Here is a 15,753-nt window from a genome sequence, read left to right on the forward strand (position 1 = left end):
CCTGTGTGATCAAACCTGCGGTAACGCCAATCCAAAACGGTCACGAGCTCGGCTGGCATGAGCGGCATTGACGCTCGGCTCAGGGATCTGGCCAGCAAGCAAAGCCTGCACTTGCCGCACCGAATCCATCGCCTGGTGCTCCGATGCTTCCGGCGTCAGGCCTCCTATATGTGGCGTGGCGAGGACCTTGGGATGCGACGCCAGCCTCAGAGAGGGCATTTGATCTTTGGCCGACCCCACGTCCAGGGCGCATCCTGCGATCAGGCCCTCATCCAAAGCCTGCAGCAAGTCCTGCTCATTGACTAATTCCGCTCGCGATGCGTTGATAAAGTAGGCAGAGCGCTGCATCTGATGAAAGCGGGATAGATTAATCAGATTGGCCGTTTCCGCCGTTGCAGGCGCAAGGCACGCGACAAAGTCCGCCTGCGCCAGCAGATCCTCAAGCGAACGCACCTGCACACCTGACCGGGAATCAACAACAGCGTACGGATCATTAACGAGAACATTCATGCCGAAACCGTTGGCCAGCTTGGCCAAGTACTGGCCGATCGTTCCGTAGCCGATGATACCCAGCGTCGCGCCACGCAGCTCGCGTCCCATCAACGGCACAGGTTCACGGCCGGCGCGGTACGCCGCCGAGGCGGCGTCAATATGGCGCGCCATGCTGATCATGACGCCGATGATCCATTCCGCCACCGACGGACCAAAACCCGGCGTGGCACGAGTCACCAGAATACCGAGACGATTCGCGCAGTCGAGATCGATATTCCGGATATCCACGGCGACCCGGCACACTGCGGCCAGGTTGGGCAAAGCCTGCATCAACTTGGCATCTATCGCCGGCACGCGAAAGCTCACCAAAATATCGCAATCATGGGCCTGCCGAATAACATCGTCTCTAGTCGTCTCGGCGTCGCTGTCGTGAAACCTCACATCGCCCAAGGCCGTCAGCAATTGAAAGGCGCGATCGCCGTAGTAATGGCGTAGCGCGGCGCGGTTATGCGTCAGAAAAATCCGAGTCATGATCAATCGGATGAAATATTGGGTTGAAAAGGTTTTCCTGGCGCAGACACCGATTGCCGCTCGACCAGATGCGGAGGAAAACTGAATTCCCGCGGAGGCGTCCCAGGTTCGTTTATGCGCGCGATGGCTTGCTCGACCATCGTCTCCGCGACTTCCTGCACGGGCGTTGCAACGGTGGTGAGTGGCGGCCACACGTATTCCGAGACTGTCACATTGTCCATCCCCACTACCGACACATCCTCGGGAACGGACAAGCCGCAATGACGCAACCCCGCCATCACACCAATCGCGGTCATATCATTGACTGCCACGATACCGGTCGGTCTCGGCCTCATTGCAGCGATTTGCTGGGCAGCCTCAAAGCCCAGCTGCCCCAGCTCGTTGTCACCGAATCTCGAACCGCCATCGATATCGATAACCTGGGCAGAATATTCTGGGCCGGCTTCGCCCACAGCCCCCAAGAAGCCTTCGATTTTCTCTCTGCGGCTGATGGTGGCGCCTTTCGGTTTAACGAAAGCGATACGCTTGTGGCCGTGCGTGATCAGATGATTCGCAGCCAGCCGGCCTGCCAGGCGATTGTCGGGCAATACGTGGTCATGCTTGGCCGGTTTTGACGGATCAATGCCCAAGTCGTAGCTGACGACAGCCAGCCCCTTGTCGATAGCAGCCTCGATATGCCGTTCGTCATTCAGCGAGGAAATGACAATGACGGCACGGATTCCCAAACCGATCAGGTCGTCCAACATCTTGGACTCGAGCTGCTTGTCGCGATAGGTGTTGCACACCAACACGCGGTAGTTGTGCTTGGCCTGCGCCACTTGTTCGATGGCGACCGCCAATTGACCGAAGGACGGATTGGACGTCGTAGGAACGAGCAAACCCAGAATAGGGATATGCCCGGTCTTCAGATGCCGGGCGATTTGATTCGGACGATATCCCAGCTTTTCGATGGCCTGCTCAATACGGGCATATGTGTCCTGCCGCATCCGTTCGGCACGGCCGTTGAGCACATTGGACACCGAGCTGACCGAGACATTGGCCAACCGGGCGACATCCTGAATCGTTGCCATCAGGCTCCTCGCTTTTGCTGATCAAGTAAATCGTTATAGTAAATCGTTTTATTCACTATATCACGCACGCCGCGCATAGTTCTATTCAGGTATTCATTAGAGGTACTACAGGGAATTTTGGATATAAGGGTAAAGCCTAGTATGCGACGGCTGTCGATAAAAATCTGGCCGTGATATGTTATTAGTAAAACGATCTACTAAATCGATACACCTGAATTTTTAACAGAATCGAATCAACCACAGGAGGAGGCAAAAATGAAGAGCCCCACGTCGCTGCGTTTCCGAGCAAAACCTCTGTTCGCCGCCCTGCTTTCCACAATGGTCGTTGCCGTTGCGCCGACCGCACACGCCCAAGCCAAGAAAGAGTGGAAAATTTCCCACTCCGCCCACGGCGACGTCACGTCCGAGCATCACTTGGTCGCGTGGGTATTCCAGAGCTACCTGGCAGACCATTCCGATACCTTGTCCGCCCGCATCTACCCTACCAGCGCCCTGGGCGATGAGCGAGCGGTTTTCGAGGCGATGCAGCTGGGTGCTGGCGCATCCTGCGCCGTTGCAGGTACCGCCATCCTCAACAACTTCTCCAAACGCGTAGGCGTGATCGACCTGCCCTTTCTCTGGAAAGACTACGATCACATGAATCGCGCTCTCGACGGCAAAGTCGGCGACGAAATCGCAGCCGATCTCGAAAAGTCCGGCTTCAAGGTGCTGGCCTGGACCACAAACTGGGGATCCCGCAATGTGGTCACCGCGAAAAAGACCATCAACAAGCCCGAAGACCTCAAGGGCCTGAAAATACGCACGATCCAGAGCCCGGTATATGTCGAAACGATCAATGCCATGGGCGCCAATGCCACCCCCATGTCATTTGGCGAGGTCTACACCGCCATGCAAACCGGCGTACTCGACGGTTTCGAACACGGCTCGGCAGTCGTAGTCACCAACAAACTCTACGAAGTCGCCAAAAACATCGCCATCACTAATCATTTCCTGGGCCCGGCGGTGTTTGCCTGCTCGATGAATGAATGGAATCAGCTGACCGATGCCCAAAAGAAAGTCGTGATGGACGGTGCCAAACTGGCCAGCGATATCAACAGGTCGCTCGCGCCCATCCGTGAGAAAGAAGCGTTGGACTTCCTGCGCAGCAAAGGTGTCACCATCACCACCGTGGACACTACGGTATTCCGTGAAAAAGCCACTGCGCTGCAAGACAAGATCGCTGCAGACATAGGCGGCACCGAGCTGCTCGCCGAGATTCGCGCCGTCCAGTAACGCCTGCTACGGTCCGCGCGGGTGTAGCCAGTGCGCTACCCCGCGTGTATTCACAGGCACCCGTCCGATTCCGTATCCCGCCCCTCCGGAAAGCCGATGCGCTACATCAACAAGTTTGTCGAGGCCCTGATCACCCTGCTATTCACGGCCATCGTCATCGTTGGCACACTGCAGGTCTTTAACCGCTTTGTTCTGAATATCTCGCTCAGCTGGAGCGAGGAATTTCAGAAATTCGCGTTCGTATGGCTGGTCTTTTTAGCCATTCCGGTCGCCTACAACCGCGCAGCCCATTTGCGGGTCGATACCTTCTTTGAGCGATTCCCGGCATCCATGCAGCGCGTCATGCAATCGATCATCGATCTATTATGGATCGGTTTGGGGGTGTCACTGGTCACATACACCTGGCGATTGATGCAAGTCACGAAATATCAGCTAAGCCCTGGCCTGGGCATCAGCATGTCGCTCGTCTACGCGGGCATGGTCATCGGCGGCGCGTATCTTGTGCTGTGTGTGCTGACAAACATGGCAGTTCGGATCAAAGCTGAGGGACGCCCATCATGACATTGATCATCATCTTTGCAGCGATGCTGGTGCTGGTTTTCTTCGGCATTCCCATTCTGCTCTCCATTGCATCAGTCAGTCTCGTTGGAGCCATGGTGATACCAGGACTGGTACCAGCCCTGGTGCCGCAAAAGGCCTTCGCCATGCTGGACTCGTTCAGCCTGCTGGCCCTGCCCTACTTCATTCTGGCGGGCGCCATCATGACGCGGGGCGGCCTGAGCGGTGGACTCATTGAATTCTCGCAAGCGTTGGTCGGGCACATCCGCGGCAGCTTGGGGCATACAGCAGTACTTTCCTGCACGGCGATGGCCAACATTTCCGGCTCATCCACGGCAGAGGCAGCGGCCGTAGGCTCGGTGACGATTCCCGCCATGAAAGAGCGGGGCTATAAACCTGGCCTGGCCGCCGCCATCGTGGCCGCAGCCGCGACCATCGGCCCCATTATCCCCCCCAGCATGACCATGATTGTCTATGGTTCGATAACGGGGGTATCTATCGGCGGGCTGTTCATGGCGGGAGTGATTCCAGGCCTGATGATCGCCGCGCTGCTGATGGCGGTGATTTATGCACTGTCGTATCTGCCCTCTAATGCCGCACTGCGCGCTACGCAACCGCGGTCATCGCTGAAGCAGATTTACAAGGAAACCTTGCGCGTCTGGCCGGCCCTGATGGCACCCGTCGTGATCATGGGCGGCATCCTCAGTGGCATATTCACGGCTACTGAGGCAGGCGTGGTGGCATGCGTATATAGCCTGATCGTGAGCAAAGTCTGGTATCGACAGCTGCAATGGAAGGATCTGCCCAGTGTTCTCGTTGATGCCGCTGTCACCACGGCCATGGTGGCCGGCGTACTCGGCATGGCAGGCGTGCTCGGTTGGCTGTTGAACTATCTGGATTTCAACGACACCGTCCTGGGTGCATTAAAGGGAGTGACCGACAGCTCACTGCTGATGCTGACTCTGCTGGTCGTCATCATGCTGGTCTTGACGATGATCCTCGATGGACTGGCGGTCGTCGTTGTCATGGTGCCCACGATCGTCTATGTCGGCAGCGCCTTTCACATCGATCCGCTGCAGTTGGGCATCATCATGGTGATGATCACGCAAATCGGCGGCCTGACGCCTCCCGTTGCCATTTTGCTGTTCATCACCACCAGTATTGCCAAAATCCCATTCGCGCAAGGCGTTCACGCCGTCTGGCCGTTCCTCGGCGTCGTTGTTCTGGTGATGATATCGATCATGCTATTCCCAGAAATCGTGACGTGGCTGCCCAACAAGGTCATCGGCGGGGGTTAAGGCGCCCCGCCAACACAGGGCTGACTCAATCTCGAGTCAGCCCCATCATGCTGAACATGCCTTTTGCCAACGGGCTATCAGATATGCCGCATTCGAGCACAAGATCAAAATGGTTCAACCCTGGGACACGCAGGTATTCCCCTGGGTATCCCAATGCATGCCATTGGGCCAGATAGTCCATACTCTGACGCTTGAACTCATCCGTCTCGTTGTCGCCATAGGAAACGATGATAGGGCAACCATAGGCAGGCTCATACTGAGCCGGACTGTTGCGTGCCGCCTCAGCAGCGGATAGATGCATCCACTCATTGATGTGCGTATGCGGAATCGGCGTCAGATCGTACAGTCCGGACAACAATAGCGCCCCTTTGATCAGATTATCTGGCACACCCGCATCAGCGTGCCAGCCACTGGCCAGCATCATCCCGCACAGATGCCCGCCAGCCGAACTGCCGCCGATATAGATGCGCTCCGGGTCACCGCCGAATTTTTCGATGTTGCGATATACCCAAGCCATAGCACGCCGGCATTGGTCCACGATCTGGTCCAGGCTTGCACCAGGGGCCAATGAATAATTCAGCGCCACATAGACCGCCCCCGCTTTGGTATAGGCGGGCGCCATGCTGCTGGACTCATTCTTGGACAAGGCTCGCCAGTAGCCGCCGTGTATGTATACAAACACCGGCGCGAGGCCCGGCGCCAATCCAACTGCCGGAAATATGTCCATGGTTTCGTCCGGATGGTCTCCGAATGCGACATCCAAGGTGCAAGGCAACGCAGTCCGTGCCGCCCGGCTTTGATCGGCGTACTGCTGCATGAGCGACTGGAACAACGCCAGCGGCACCGTATTGCGGGCGTTGTACTGAACATCCAGTTCAGCATGATCAAAATCGCGATAAAGCTTGCTGCTCATCGATGCTCCGTTCCGGTAGGGATATGGTTCGCCGCGCTGAATACAGTCGATGCCACCCACGGGTCGCTCATCGCGGAACGAATCACGCGAGTGCGCACCTCATCAGGCAGGAAAGCGACTTCACCGTACATGCACGACCAATACTGACAATTCTCGACAATGGGACGCTCCTTGGCCTCCCAATCTTGCAGCGCTGCAGGAATATCCCGCGCATCCTTCACATCCTGAAGTGCATGGGCCAGCGCCAGACCGTTCTGCATCGCCATGCCGCCGCCTTGCCCCAAATTGGGCGGCTGCGCGTGTGCGGCATCACCCAGAATAGCGGTGCGTCCGGCAGACCATGACGAACACTTGGTCACACTATACAGTCCCCAAGATACGTCAGTGCCGATTCGCTCGATGAGATGCTTCCAATGCGGAAATGCCTCGCACCAGTATTCCTTGTCCACCACGGTCTGGCGGCCGCGCTCATCGGTCCCGGGGCAAGTCAATGCCAAATAAATCTGTTTATCGTCTATAGGGGTCACGAGAAAGCGGCGGTTGCCGTTCCAGCACTCGATGTATTTCCCACGCCCCGATTCAGGAATGTCCTCGGGCCCGCCCCGAATCACGGTCCGCAATGCTCCTTCTCGCAACTGCTCGTGCATCAGCTCTAATCCGAGCGATTGACGCACCCGAGACCATACTCCGTCGACGCCAACAGCCAAATCGCCCTGTACCGTCAGGCCATTGCCGAGATGCAACTGCGCGTGGGCGCTCGCCCCCAGAATCTCCGTACTCGTCACGACCTTCACACCTGCCCGCAACGCCGCGTCGCGCAACGCGCCCAGCAACTGGCGGCGGGGCACTGTCAGCAACCGGCGGCCCTCGGCAATAGGAGCCGACTCGATGATCTGATTATGATTATCGCGCTGCTCAAAATGGCTGCCATGGAAAGCGCCGCGCGTTGCGTCCTCATACGCCCCTATCGCCTCTAGTACGCGCAAACCGTTTTCCCAGACATAAATCCCGGATCCGGCCGCCCGCAGCTCTGTCTGCCGTTCGTAAACCGTGACGTCCCATCCTCGCTGAGCCAAAGCGGCGGCGGTCGCCAGTCCTCCCAGGCCACCACCGGCGATCAGTGCATGCATTTTTTTCATTTCAATTCGCCTTTCTGAACGAACAAATAAGCAATAGCGATTTACACCGCGAATGGCATGGGGGTATCGGCAATCGTATGCAGGTCTCTGACTCCCTGTCGAGGGACATACCATTCGCTTTGCAATCCGTCAGGGTCTTTTAGAAAGAACGAGCGTTTCCAGGGCAGATCGACGACACGGACAGGTTGCATGCCTCGCGCCTGCAAATCCTCAAGCGCATGGTCCAATGCTTCATCGTTCTGCAGCTCAAAGCTGACATGATGATAGGCAGCCGCAGCCCCCGCGACGAGCACCAGCGCATGCGAATATGACTGCAATCCGGGAGCCAGATAGACAACGCTGTCGGTCCGCTCGATCTCTCTCAGCCCGCCGACGCGCGTGTAAAACTGCCTCATCGCCTCCAACTGGGGCGTCACCAGCACGGCGTGTGTGACTCGCCGTGGATGAATGGGTGCGGACGCGACGACACGCAATTCAGGATCCGTATCGTACCGGCCCTCGGTAAAACCCTCGGCCTGCAAGGGGTCCCAGGCGCTGGTCAGCAACTCCATTTCCCCCTGCAGCACGGACCGCCAGTCCTTTACCGTGTCGCAGTAGAACTCGTTGTAATTTCGATCCGGATCAAAAATGTAGACGCTATGCGCCACCTGATGATCGACCGTCATGTCGGTATGGATACCTGCAGCCTTCAACCGGCGAAACGCCTGCACCAGCTCCGCCTCGTTTTCGAGTTCCCAGGCCAGATGATTCAAACCGGGTTTCAAACCGATAGTGCCGGGCAATTGCAGCAATCCATTGCGGCCATATCGATTGACGCCTTTGGTCGTCTCCATCATGCCCAGATCATGCGGCGTATGCCCCGTGCCTAGAAAATGAGCCTTCAGGTCGGGCTCGCTGAACTCCAATGTCAGCCCGCAAATATCGCGATAGAACTGCGCCGAAACGTCAATATTCTCCGCCCACAAGTTGGCGTGGCCGAGCCGCCGTGGTGAAAAGAAGGTCTCGCTAGAGGTCGGATTTTGCATCGAGGTTGCTCCGTTGAATCATCGGCCCATTTTCCGGGCCTGGCACACTTAGAAAATATGGGTCACGCCCACCTGCAAGCCACGCTGGTTGTGACCACGAGGCGATTCGAAATCAAAGGTATTGAGGACGAAGTCATTCGCTCCGCGATTGTCGTAATAACCTGCGTAGGTATAGAGCGAAGTACGCTTGGACAAGCGATAAGTTGCTCCCAGGATGTACCAATTAGGCGAGCCCTTGTCATCGCTGGTGGCGTAGTGCATCACCTGACCTACGAACGAGAGAGGACTGTCGGTCTGATACCCCATACCCAGCCAGTAAAAATTCCCGCGAGGGGACAATTCCAGGTCGCCACGAATGCCCGCCCAGCCCGCGTAATAGCTGAACTGATCGAATTGATAGCTCGCGGCGACGCTGTAGCGTTGATCTTTACGGCCCGACTGACTGCCTGCGCCGGTCACCGCACTGCTTGATCCTTGTGCTTGCTCGTAGACCCCTCGAATCGCAAATGGACCAGATTTGTAATTCAGGGCGAATCCCATGTACTGGCCAGCCTTTTTGTCGTCCCAGCTTTGCTCGCCAAAACCATACTGGGCGTACGCAGTCAGTCCGCCCATATTCGGAGATGTCCAGCGGATCGAGTTGTCCGGGTTGGACGTTTGCACAGGAATCAGATTGGCGGACATCACGGAGTACTGCGCCAGCAAAGTCGCATCAAAGAACAAGGTATTGGCATACATCAGGTTGTACTGCTTGCCAAAATCGAAGCTGCCGACGGGCGTTTGTAAACCTACCGTGGCATAGCGGTTGAACAGCGTCCCGGGCACGACTTGCTGGCCGTTGGCTACGTTCATGCCAGCTTCCAGGCGGAATGTCGCCGCATAACCGTCTCCCAGGTCCTCTCTGCCTCGCAGACCAAAATGCGACGGTATCGCGTTGCCGGACTGAGTTCCGATTTTGCTTCCTCCGCCACCACTGCTCAATGCCTGCACCCCCATGTCCACTACACCGTACAACGTGACCTCTGCTCCCTGCGCAAACGCCATTGCGGGACAGACTGTCAGCAATGCCATGACCATCTTGCGTTTCATGACTTCCCCTTGTGCTCTGCCTGCAGGCAGATGCGAATCGGTAATGAACGGCGCCGGTACTACATACCCAGATAGCTGCGCCGGACTTCCGGGCTTTCCAGTAATTCGGTACTCGGACCGGACATCGTCACTGCTCCGTTTTCCAGCACATAGGCATAGTCCGCCAGAGACAGTGCCGCGTACGCGTTCTGTTCGACGAGACCGATGGTGACGCCTTGCGCACAGATATGCCTCATCGCCTCAAATACTTCTTGCGCCATGGCGGGCGATAGGCCCAGGCTGGGCTCGTCCAGCAGGAGCATCTTTGGCTCGGACATCAGCGCCCGGGCCAATGCCAACATTTGCTGCTCACCGCCAGACAATGAGCCTGCCCGCACCGCCCTGCGTTGCTGCAATCGCGGGAACATTTCAAACATCGACCGTACCCGTTGCTGCCAGCCACGACGTGCACGGCAGGTATAAGCCCCGACCCGCAACGTATCCTCGACCGTAAAATCAGGAAACACCAGACGCCCTTCAGGAACCATCGCCAACCCGCCGGCCAGACGTTGATGGGTAGGGATATGCGAAATATCCTGTCCGTCAAACAAGACCAGCCCCTTGGCCACCGGCAGCAAGCCCGCCAACGTGCGCATCAGCGAGGTTTTTCCTGCGCCGTTACTGCCGACAATGACGGTGATGCGATTTTGCGCAAAGGTGATGGCGACCTCATGCAGCACCTGCATCTCGCCATAGCCGGCATTCAAACTACGGGTTTCAAGCAGCGGCGCCATGCGGATGCTCTCCCAGATAGGCTTTGATGACGCGTGGGTCCTGACTGACGGCGTGAGGCTCGCCTTCGGTGAGCTTGCTGCCCTCGTGCAGCACGACAATGCGGTGACTCAAACGCATCAAAGCCTTCATCACATGCTCAATAATGATGATGCTCAGCTTCCTGCTACGGTGCAGCGCTGCGATCATGGCCAGCGCTTCAGAGACCTCTGTGGCATTCAGCCCGGCCAATACTTCATCCAGCAGCAGGACACGCGGATCCGTAGACAAGGCGCGGGCGATCTCCAGGCGCTTTCGACCGGCGAGGTTAAGTTCCGCGGCAGGGGTACCAGCGCGATCGTCAAGGCCGACTTGTTCCAGCAACTCGTGGCACGCGGCTTCGGCGGCGCGGCGCGAACGCAGATGCCCACGTCCGAACAACGCCCCTACCATCACATTTTCCAGAACCGTCATTGAGGGAAACGGGCGCACGATCTGGAACGTACGGGCAACCCCCAAGCGGCAGATCTGGTCTGGACGCAACCCCTGAATCGGTTTTCCGTCAAGCAGGATACGCCCCGACGAAGGCGCCTGGTTGCCCGCCAGCATGGAAAACAACGTCGTCTTGCCCGCCCCGTTGGCGCCCATCAATCCCAGTATCTCGCCGTCCTCCAACGAGAAACTCACCTCATTGACAGCGACGATGCCGCCAAAACGTCGAGTCACATTCTCCGTCTGCAGTAACGTCATGATGTGCGAAGCTCCGTGCGTGCCTTGGATCTACTGACCGCCGGCTTCCGGACCGAACGGCCGAGACGCCCCACCAGCCCTTCGGGCATGACAAATACAAAAAACAGCAGCAGCCCGCCCAATGCGATCATGTAAACCTCAGGGGCGCGAGCCCACAACAGTTCGGACAGGAGCGTGAGTAATAGCGCGCCCAAAATCGGGCCAGCGGGTTTATCACTGCCGCCGATCATCGCCATCGTGACGATCGTGAATGATGTCATGGGGTTGAACATCTGCATCGGTTCAAAGAATGTCGAACGCAATGCCGCAATCGCGCCGGCCAATGCAGGAATCATCGCCGAAAGGACAAAGGCGATCAGCTTGACTCGCGTCGTGGCTACCCCTAGCGTTGCAGCCGCGACCTCATCCTCTCGAACGGCCCGCAAGGCAACGCCCAGCTTGGACCGGTTCAGCCAGATCAGTAATGCAACGCCCAAGACGGCCAGAACCAGCATCGCCAGACAAAGCGTGAGCGTCGATGGCGCATCCATCAGCAGGCGCCCGCTCGAGCCAAGCGCGGACTCAATCGCCACGATGACGTACTTGGCAAACTCGGCCAAACCAAATGTCAGGATAACGAAATAGGGCCCTCGCACTCGCAATGAGGGCAAGCCCAGGATCAACGCCAACAAGGCTGCGGCGGCGGCCGACACAACCAGGATCACTCCCATTGGCGCACCGCCCCACGTCAGGGCCAGCAGATAGCCTCCCAGGCCATAGAAGACGGCGTGCCCCAAGGAGATATAGCCAGTCATCCCTGAGAATGCGGACCAGCTGGCCGTCAGCGCAATCCAGCAATAGAGTTGCAACAGCACACCCTGACCATAGACACCAGTCAGAAATGGCGCGGCTGCTGCCGCCGCGAATAGCGCCCCATAGCCCACGGCAGACAAACGATCATGCATCATGCCAACCTCCGGCCCAGCAGGCCTTGAGGCCGTATAAACAGGATGGAAATAAAGACCCCATACAGCAGAATAGAGCGATAGGCGGGCGAGGTCAGCGCAGAGCCATACACTTCGACTACCGCCAACAACACGGCGCCAATCAGGCCGCCGCCAATAGACCCCAGTCCGCCCAATATCACGACGATGAACGCGGCCATGGTGTACGGAAATCCAGAAAACGGCGTGATGCTGTCCGTCATGCTGATGAGTGATCCGGCCAAGCCCGCCAAGGCAAACCCGATACAGAACACTGTCATTTTGGTCCGCTCAATATTGATGCCGATCAGCGAAGCCGCATCACGCTGCTGGATCATGGCGCGGATCGCCAGTCCCTGGAGCGAATACCGAAAAAACAGCAGAACCAGACTGGTAACGACGACGCTGACAGCAACGATCACCAGCCTATTCCCGGTAATCGTGACACCGCCGAGATTGACGAGATTCTCGAGATAGCTGTAGCTGCGTGGGCTAGGCGTAAAAACCAAGGAACCCAGGTTCTGCAGGATCACCGACAATGCAAAAAAGACTAATAGCGAATTCCCTTCCAGACGGCTCGACAGTCTGCGAGACTGCTCGGTTTTGTTAAACAGCAGCCGATAACACAGCGCGCCGAGCAGGCCAGCCACGACCATGGCGAGCAACATCGACGTCAGCGTGCCAATCTGCCAATTGGCGAACATCCAATATGAAAGATACGCGCCGATCATCATGATCTCGCCATGCGCCACATTCAGCAGGCGCAGGGTGCCGTAGATCAGGTTGAGCCCCAGTGCCACCAACGCATAGATCGATGCCACCGTACAAGCAGCCGTCAACAGCTCGGGGCTGAGCAGTTCGTGCATAGGTTCGCGCTCCGAAAAAAGTAAGCAGCCCTATTGAGCCCAACCCTTCTTGGGCACGAACGCGGCAGTAGCTACCTCGGGGGGATAGACGATCTGCGCTTTCCCCTCCTGGAACTGCAGGAACATGCTGGGCGTAGCCACATTCTGTACGCCATCAAAACGTATGGGCCCGTCGATGGTGGAAAACGTCATGCTCGCCACCGCCTGGCGAAATGCGTCCTTGTCCAGACCGGATTTCGCCACTGCCTCTTCGATGATCTGGCACGATACGTAAGCCAGCACCGTATCGAGGTAATCCGGGTCTTCGCCTGTGCGCTCTTTATATGTGTCAAAAAACTCGCGGGCACCAGGCCAATCGGCCTTCTCCGGGGACCAATGGCCCATCGTCACAATGTTGTTGAGATTGTCCTCACCGACGAGAGGCTTGAAGAATGCCGCCGTCGGTCCAACCAACAGGAACTGGAACGGCACCGTCAATCCTTGCTCCCGAGCAGTCTTCATATAAAGCACAGCATCTGGCGGATACGACATGTTGACCACCGCGTCTGGATTGGCGCGTTTAACGGCAGATATTGTTGCGGTCATGTCCTTGACGCCGGCAGCGTATTCGCTATCGAGCACGACATCGATGCCTTCGGCTTTCAAGGCCTTCAGCAGCTCCCGGCGGTTCTCCTGCGGGTAGCCGACCTGGACGGTATTGATGGCGACGGTCTTCACGCCTTGCGTCTTCAGGAATTTGGCCAGCGCAGCTTGTTGCTGGTCAGGAATTGCCGAGGTAGGAAACCAGATGTTCTTGGCCTTCAAACTGCGAATCTGCATCGATGCCGCAGTACTGCCCACCATGGGAAATTGATAGCGCTCCAACACACCTACCAGAGCAAAATGCGAGTGCGAACCCCAAGGAGACAGCAGTATGTCTACCTTGTCGTCAGTAATCAGTTTCTCGTAGATCGACACAGTCTTGGCGGTGTCGGACTGATCGTCGTACATGACCAGTTCCACCGGCCGCTTGACCCCTTTTACATCCAACCCGCCTTTGGCGTTGATCTGGTCTATCCACATCTGATAGGCCGCCAGCGGCCCGGCGGCGGGCCCAGCGAACTGTCCTGTCTTGGCGATGCCCAAGCCGATGCGGACAGGCTCTACCGCATGGGCGGTCAGTGCGCTGAAACCCAGCGCCACGGTACAGGCCAACGTGCTAATCAGTCGCTTCATTGCCGGGACTCCAAAGGAGCGGCGCACGTGCCAGCACACGTCCGCCAGAAATTGAATCAACTACACTGACGAGATACATGCTATTTCATATGTATATACATATCATATGCGCGCTTTCCCTCTTCGAGTAAACCCTAAGACCTCACCCTCTGCTATTGTTCGCCTCATGGGCGTTATCCGAAGACCAACCAGATAAGTGCCTTGAGACGGAATGCCAACTATGAATAAATCAGTTGTAAAAAAGCCCGGGCGGCGAGTGAAGGTTCAAGAACAACTTCCCATGGACGATTCCGACTGGAGTCTGCAAAAGAACATCGCCTACCGTATGGCATGTGTCAGCTCCAGAATGGACCAGGACCTGCGCGACACCGTATTGCGCAACCTGGACCTGACTTATGTTCATTTCCGTGTCTTGCAGGTGCTGTACGAGTCGGACGGTCAAATGATCGGCGATATCGCGCGCACCATCGTGGTCCGGCAACCGGCCCTGAGCCGTGTCATTGATCAAATGGAAGAGCGCGAGCTCGTGCGGCGCGAAGCCAACCCCGAGGACAGCCGGTATATACAGGTCTGGTTGACCTGGCTGGGCCGCAGTCGCTATGAGGAAGCCTGGCCCTCGGCACACAGTATTGTTGAACGCGCGCTGACCGTGGTCACGACTGAAGAGCGTCAATTATTGTTGGATATTCTGATTCGTATGGACAGCCATTTGCAGTGTTGAACAGGCCGATGCGCCGGCCTGCCCGACACTGCGTCCGCGGAGGCCCGCCCTATCCTTTCCGAAAGCGCTCCCATCAAAAAATGCGTCAGGCAGTCCAGACCACCTGCGTCGCCAATGCACATTCACGCATCACCGTCAATGCACGTTGCGTCGTATCCACCCCCATCACAAACGGATTCGGACCACCCGATTTCATCTGCGCCAATTTGACGTCAGCCAAATCAAAACCTGCATGGTTCGAGATGAAAACGTCGATATTCTGCTTGCCGGCCAGCTCGTGCACACGAGCCGTCGCATCGAGATAGGCCTGCAAACGCTCCATGCGATTGGGCTGCTTGCCAAAATTGAACGACGTGCCGCCCCACAATAAAGCACGGTGCGTCTTGCCGTTATCCTTGACGTCGAATGCCAGCGAAATGGTGCCCATCGTATGTCCAGGCGTCAGCACCACGTCCACAGTGGTATCACCCAGCGTCAGTTTCGCACTATCGTCCACCGCGACATCACGTTTCGGAGGCTTGCCCCAGCTGGGTATATCGAACTCCAGCTTGGTTTCCATCATGTCCCAATCGGCCTTGCTGGCAACGATCTTGGATTGATATTTCTGCGCAAAATAATCTGCGCCGCCGTAATGATCGCCGTGACCGTGCGTGATCACGACCATTTTGATTTGTGCGGGGTCCAAGCCCAGCTTGCGCATGCCTGCATCGATCACGTGTTCGGCATCATCGGCATTGTTCATGGCGTCGATGAGGATAATGCCCTCCGACGTCGGAATGGCCCAGGCGCTGACCCATTTTCCGCCCACGAAATAGAGATTGTCGAACGCTTTGCCAGGCGGCGGCGCAGGCAGCGCCATCAGTTCCTCTATCGAGGGAGACTTCTTTCCAGGGATAGGCTGCGCGACCTCCGCGAGTCTCAGATACTGTTTCAGATCGTCGCCGGCGGCGGCGCGCGCTGCGGCCAGATGGCGTTGCACCTCGGCGGACTCAGCCTGTGCGGGAGTGATCTTCAATGCATACGCTGCGCAGCAGACGCACCCCGCCGCGAGAAAGTAGCGCCGGCTGGGCGACACCTCCTGGCTATCGTTATTGCCGTTCAT

16 protein-coding genes are annotated in these 15,753 nt (G+C 57.3%); 4 read left to right on the forward strand and 12 right to left on the reverse strand.

Annotation, left to right across the window (positions count from 1 at the left end; translation table 11 throughout):
- Positions 1-9 precede the first annotated feature (9 nt).
- A complete protein-coding gene (locus CAL20_RS19660) occupies positions 10-1,023 on the reverse strand; it encodes an NAD(P)-dependent oxidoreductase (RefSeq protein ID WP_094822762.1) in 1,014 nt (337 codons plus the stop codon).
- A gap of 2 nt (positions 1,024-1,025) precedes the next feature.
- Positions 1,026-2,093 (reverse strand): LacI family DNA-binding transcriptional regulator, encoded by a 1,068-nt coding sequence (locus CAL20_RS19665; protein ID WP_094822763.1) that lies wholly within the window; start codon positions 2,091-2,093, stop codon positions 1,026-1,028.
- Positions 2,094-2,348: 255 nt separating this feature from the next.
- Between CAL20_RS19665 and CAL20_RS19670 the strand changes: the two genes are divergently transcribed.
- The 3 genes from CAL20_RS19670 to CAL20_RS19680 all read left to right on the forward strand — a co-directional run bounded on the left by CAL20_RS19670 (position 2,349) and on the right by CAL20_RS19680 (position 5,221).
- Positions 2,349-3,365, forward strand: coding sequence for a TRAP transporter substrate-binding protein (locus tag CAL20_RS19670; RefSeq protein WP_094822764.1), 1,017 nt, complete (start codon positions 2,349-2,351; stop codon positions 3,363-3,365).
- A 96-nt stretch (positions 3,366-3,461) separates the two neighbouring features.
- A complete protein-coding gene (locus CAL20_RS19675; protein ID WP_094838725.1) occupies positions 3,462-3,926 on the forward strand; it encodes a TRAP transporter small permease in 465 nt (154 codons plus the stop codon).
- Positions 3,923-5,221: a TRAP transporter large permease gene (locus CAL20_RS19680; protein WP_094838726.1), complete on the forward strand. Its 1,299-nt coding sequence runs from the start codon at positions 3,923-3,925 to the stop codon at positions 5,219-5,221. The genes CAL20_RS19675 and CAL20_RS19680 overlap by 4 nt, the downstream gene beginning before the upstream one ends.
- Before the next feature lie 25 nt (positions 5,222-5,246).
- On the opposite strand, the gene CAL20_RS19685 is transcribed toward CAL20_RS19680, so the two are convergent.
- Genes CAL20_RS19685 through CAL20_RS19725 form a run of 9 tightly spaced genes read right to left on the reverse strand, consistent with a single transcriptional unit; the run spans position 5,247 to position 13,930 of the window.
- Positions 5,247-6,134 carry an alpha/beta hydrolase gene (locus CAL20_RS19685; protein WP_094838727.1) on the reverse strand — a complete coding sequence of 296 codons (888 nt, stop codon included), beginning with the start codon at positions 6,132-6,134 and terminating at the stop codon, positions 5,247-5,249.
- Complete coding sequence (locus CAL20_RS19690; RefSeq protein ID WP_256981642.1) at positions 6,131-7,273, reverse strand: FAD-dependent oxidoreductase; 1,143 nt, start codon at positions 7,271-7,273, stop codon at positions 6,131-6,133. The genes CAL20_RS19685 and CAL20_RS19690 overlap by 4 nt, the downstream gene beginning before the upstream one ends.
- A gap of 41 nt (positions 7,274-7,314) precedes the next feature.
- On the reverse strand, positions 7,315-8,298 hold the full coding sequence (locus CAL20_RS19695) for a VOC family protein (RefSeq protein WP_094838728.1): 984 nt from the start codon (positions 8,296-8,298) through the stop codon (positions 7,315-7,317).
- 48 nt (positions 8,299-8,346) lie between these two features.
- Positions 8,347-9,387, reverse strand: a complete 1,041-nt coding sequence (locus CAL20_RS19700; RefSeq protein WP_094838729.1) for a porin — start codon at positions 9,385-9,387, stop codon at positions 8,347-8,349.
- A 59-nt stretch (positions 9,388-9,446) separates the two neighbouring features.
- Complete coding sequence (locus CAL20_RS19705) at positions 9,447-10,160, reverse strand: ABC transporter ATP-binding protein (RefSeq protein WP_094838730.1); 714 nt, start codon at positions 10,158-10,160, stop codon at positions 9,447-9,449.
- The gene (locus CAL20_RS19710; RefSeq protein WP_306431402.1) at positions 10,144-10,887 is read right to left on the reverse strand and encodes an ABC transporter ATP-binding protein; all 744 of its coding nucleotides are present in this window, start codon (positions 10,885-10,887) and stop codon (positions 10,144-10,146) included. The genes CAL20_RS19705 and CAL20_RS19710 overlap by 17 nt, the downstream gene beginning before the upstream one ends.
- The gene (locus CAL20_RS19715) at positions 10,884-11,834 is read right to left on the reverse strand and encodes a branched-chain amino acid ABC transporter permease (protein WP_094838732.1); all 951 of its coding nucleotides are present in this window, start codon (positions 11,832-11,834) and stop codon (positions 10,884-10,886) included. Before CAL20_RS19715 ends, CAL20_RS19710 begins: the two co-directional genes overlap by 4 nt.
- A complete protein-coding gene (locus CAL20_RS19720) occupies positions 11,831-12,715 on the reverse strand; it encodes a branched-chain amino acid ABC transporter permease (RefSeq protein WP_094838733.1) in 885 nt (294 codons plus the stop codon). Before CAL20_RS19720 ends, CAL20_RS19715 begins: the two co-directional genes overlap by 4 nt.
- Before the next feature lie 30 nt (positions 12,716-12,745).
- Positions 12,746-13,930 (reverse strand): amino acid ABC transporter substrate-binding protein, encoded by a 1,185-nt coding sequence (locus tag CAL20_RS19725; RefSeq protein ID WP_094838734.1) that lies wholly within the window; start codon positions 13,928-13,930, stop codon positions 12,746-12,748.
- Between the two features lie 220 nt (positions 13,931-14,150).
- On the opposite strand from CAL20_RS19725, the gene CAL20_RS19730 reads away from it, so the two are divergent.
- Entirely contained in the window at positions 14,151-14,651 is a 501-nt protein-coding gene (locus CAL20_RS19730) for a MarR family winged helix-turn-helix transcriptional regulator (RefSeq protein ID WP_256981644.1), read from the forward strand.
- An 85-nt stretch (positions 14,652-14,736) separates the two neighbouring features.
- Here the strand turns inward: CAL20_RS19730 and CAL20_RS19735 are convergent, their stop codons facing one another.
- Entirely contained in the window at positions 14,737-15,753 is a 1,017-nt protein-coding gene (locus tag CAL20_RS19735; protein ID WP_256981645.1) for an MBL fold metallo-hydrolase, read from the reverse strand.

The sequence above is a fragment of the Bordetella genomosp. 4 genome, assembly GCF_002261185.1.
GTDB lineage: Bacteria > Pseudomonadota > Gammaproteobacteria > Burkholderiales > Burkholderiaceae_B > Bordetella_A.

Coding starts and splice junctions, on each gene's coding strand:
- CAL20_RS19725 (WP_094838734.1), bottom strand. CDS start 13,930: ATGAAGCGACTGATTAGCACGTTGGCCTGTACCGTGGCGCTGGGTTTC.
- CAL20_RS19690 (WP_256981642.1), bottom strand. CDS start 7,273: ATGAAAAAAATGCATGCACTGATCGCCGGTGGTGGCCTGGGAGGACTG.
- CAL20_RS19720 (WP_094838733.1), bottom strand. CDS start 12,715: ATGCACGAACTGCTCAGCCCCGAGCTGTTGACGGCTGCTTGTACGGTG.
- CAL20_RS19705 (WP_094838730.1), bottom strand. CDS start 10,160: ATGGCGCCGCTGCTTGAAACCCGTAGTTTGAATGCCGGCTATGGCGAG.
- CAL20_RS19675 (WP_094838725.1), top strand. CDS start 3,462: ATGCGCTACATCAACAAGTTTGTCGAGGCCCTGATCACCCTGCTATTC.
- CAL20_RS19670 (WP_094822764.1), top strand. CDS start 2,349: ATGAAGAGCCCCACGTCGCTGCGTTTCCGAGCAAAACCTCTGTTCGCC.
- CAL20_RS19660 (WP_094822762.1), bottom strand. CDS start 1,023: ATGACTCGGATTTTTCTGACGCATAACCGCGCCGCGCTACGCCATTAC.
- CAL20_RS19680 (WP_094838726.1), top strand. CDS start 3,923: ATGACATTGATCATCATCTTTGCAGCGATGCTGGTGCTGGTTTTCTTC.
- CAL20_RS19665 (WP_094822763.1), bottom strand. CDS start 2,093: ATGGCAACGATTCAGGATGTCGCCCGGTTGGCCAATGTCTCGGTCAGC.
- CAL20_RS19715 (WP_094838732.1), bottom strand. CDS start 11,834: ATGATGCATGATCGTTTGTCTGCCGTGGGCTATGGGGCGCTATTCGCG.
- CAL20_RS19735 (WP_256981645.1), bottom strand. CDS start 15,753: ATGAACGGCAATAACGATAGCCAGGAGGTGTCGCCCAGCCGGCGCTAC.
- CAL20_RS19710 (WP_306431402.1), bottom strand. CDS start 10,887: ATGACGTTACTGCAGACGGAGAATGTGACTCGACGTTTTGGCGGCATC.
- CAL20_RS19695 (WP_094838728.1), bottom strand. CDS start 8,298: ATGCAAAATCCGACCTCTAGCGAGACCTTCTTTTCACCACGGCGGCTC.
- CAL20_RS19685 (WP_094838727.1), bottom strand. CDS start 6,134: ATGAGCAGCAAGCTTTATCGCGATTTTGATCATGCTGAACTGGATGTT.
- CAL20_RS19700 (WP_094838729.1), bottom strand. CDS start 9,387: ATGAAACGCAAGATGGTCATGGCATTGCTGACAGTCTGTCCCGCAATG.
- CAL20_RS19730 (WP_256981644.1), top strand. CDS start 14,151: ATGAATAAATCAGTTGTAAAAAAGCCCGGGCGGCGAGTGAAGGTTCAA.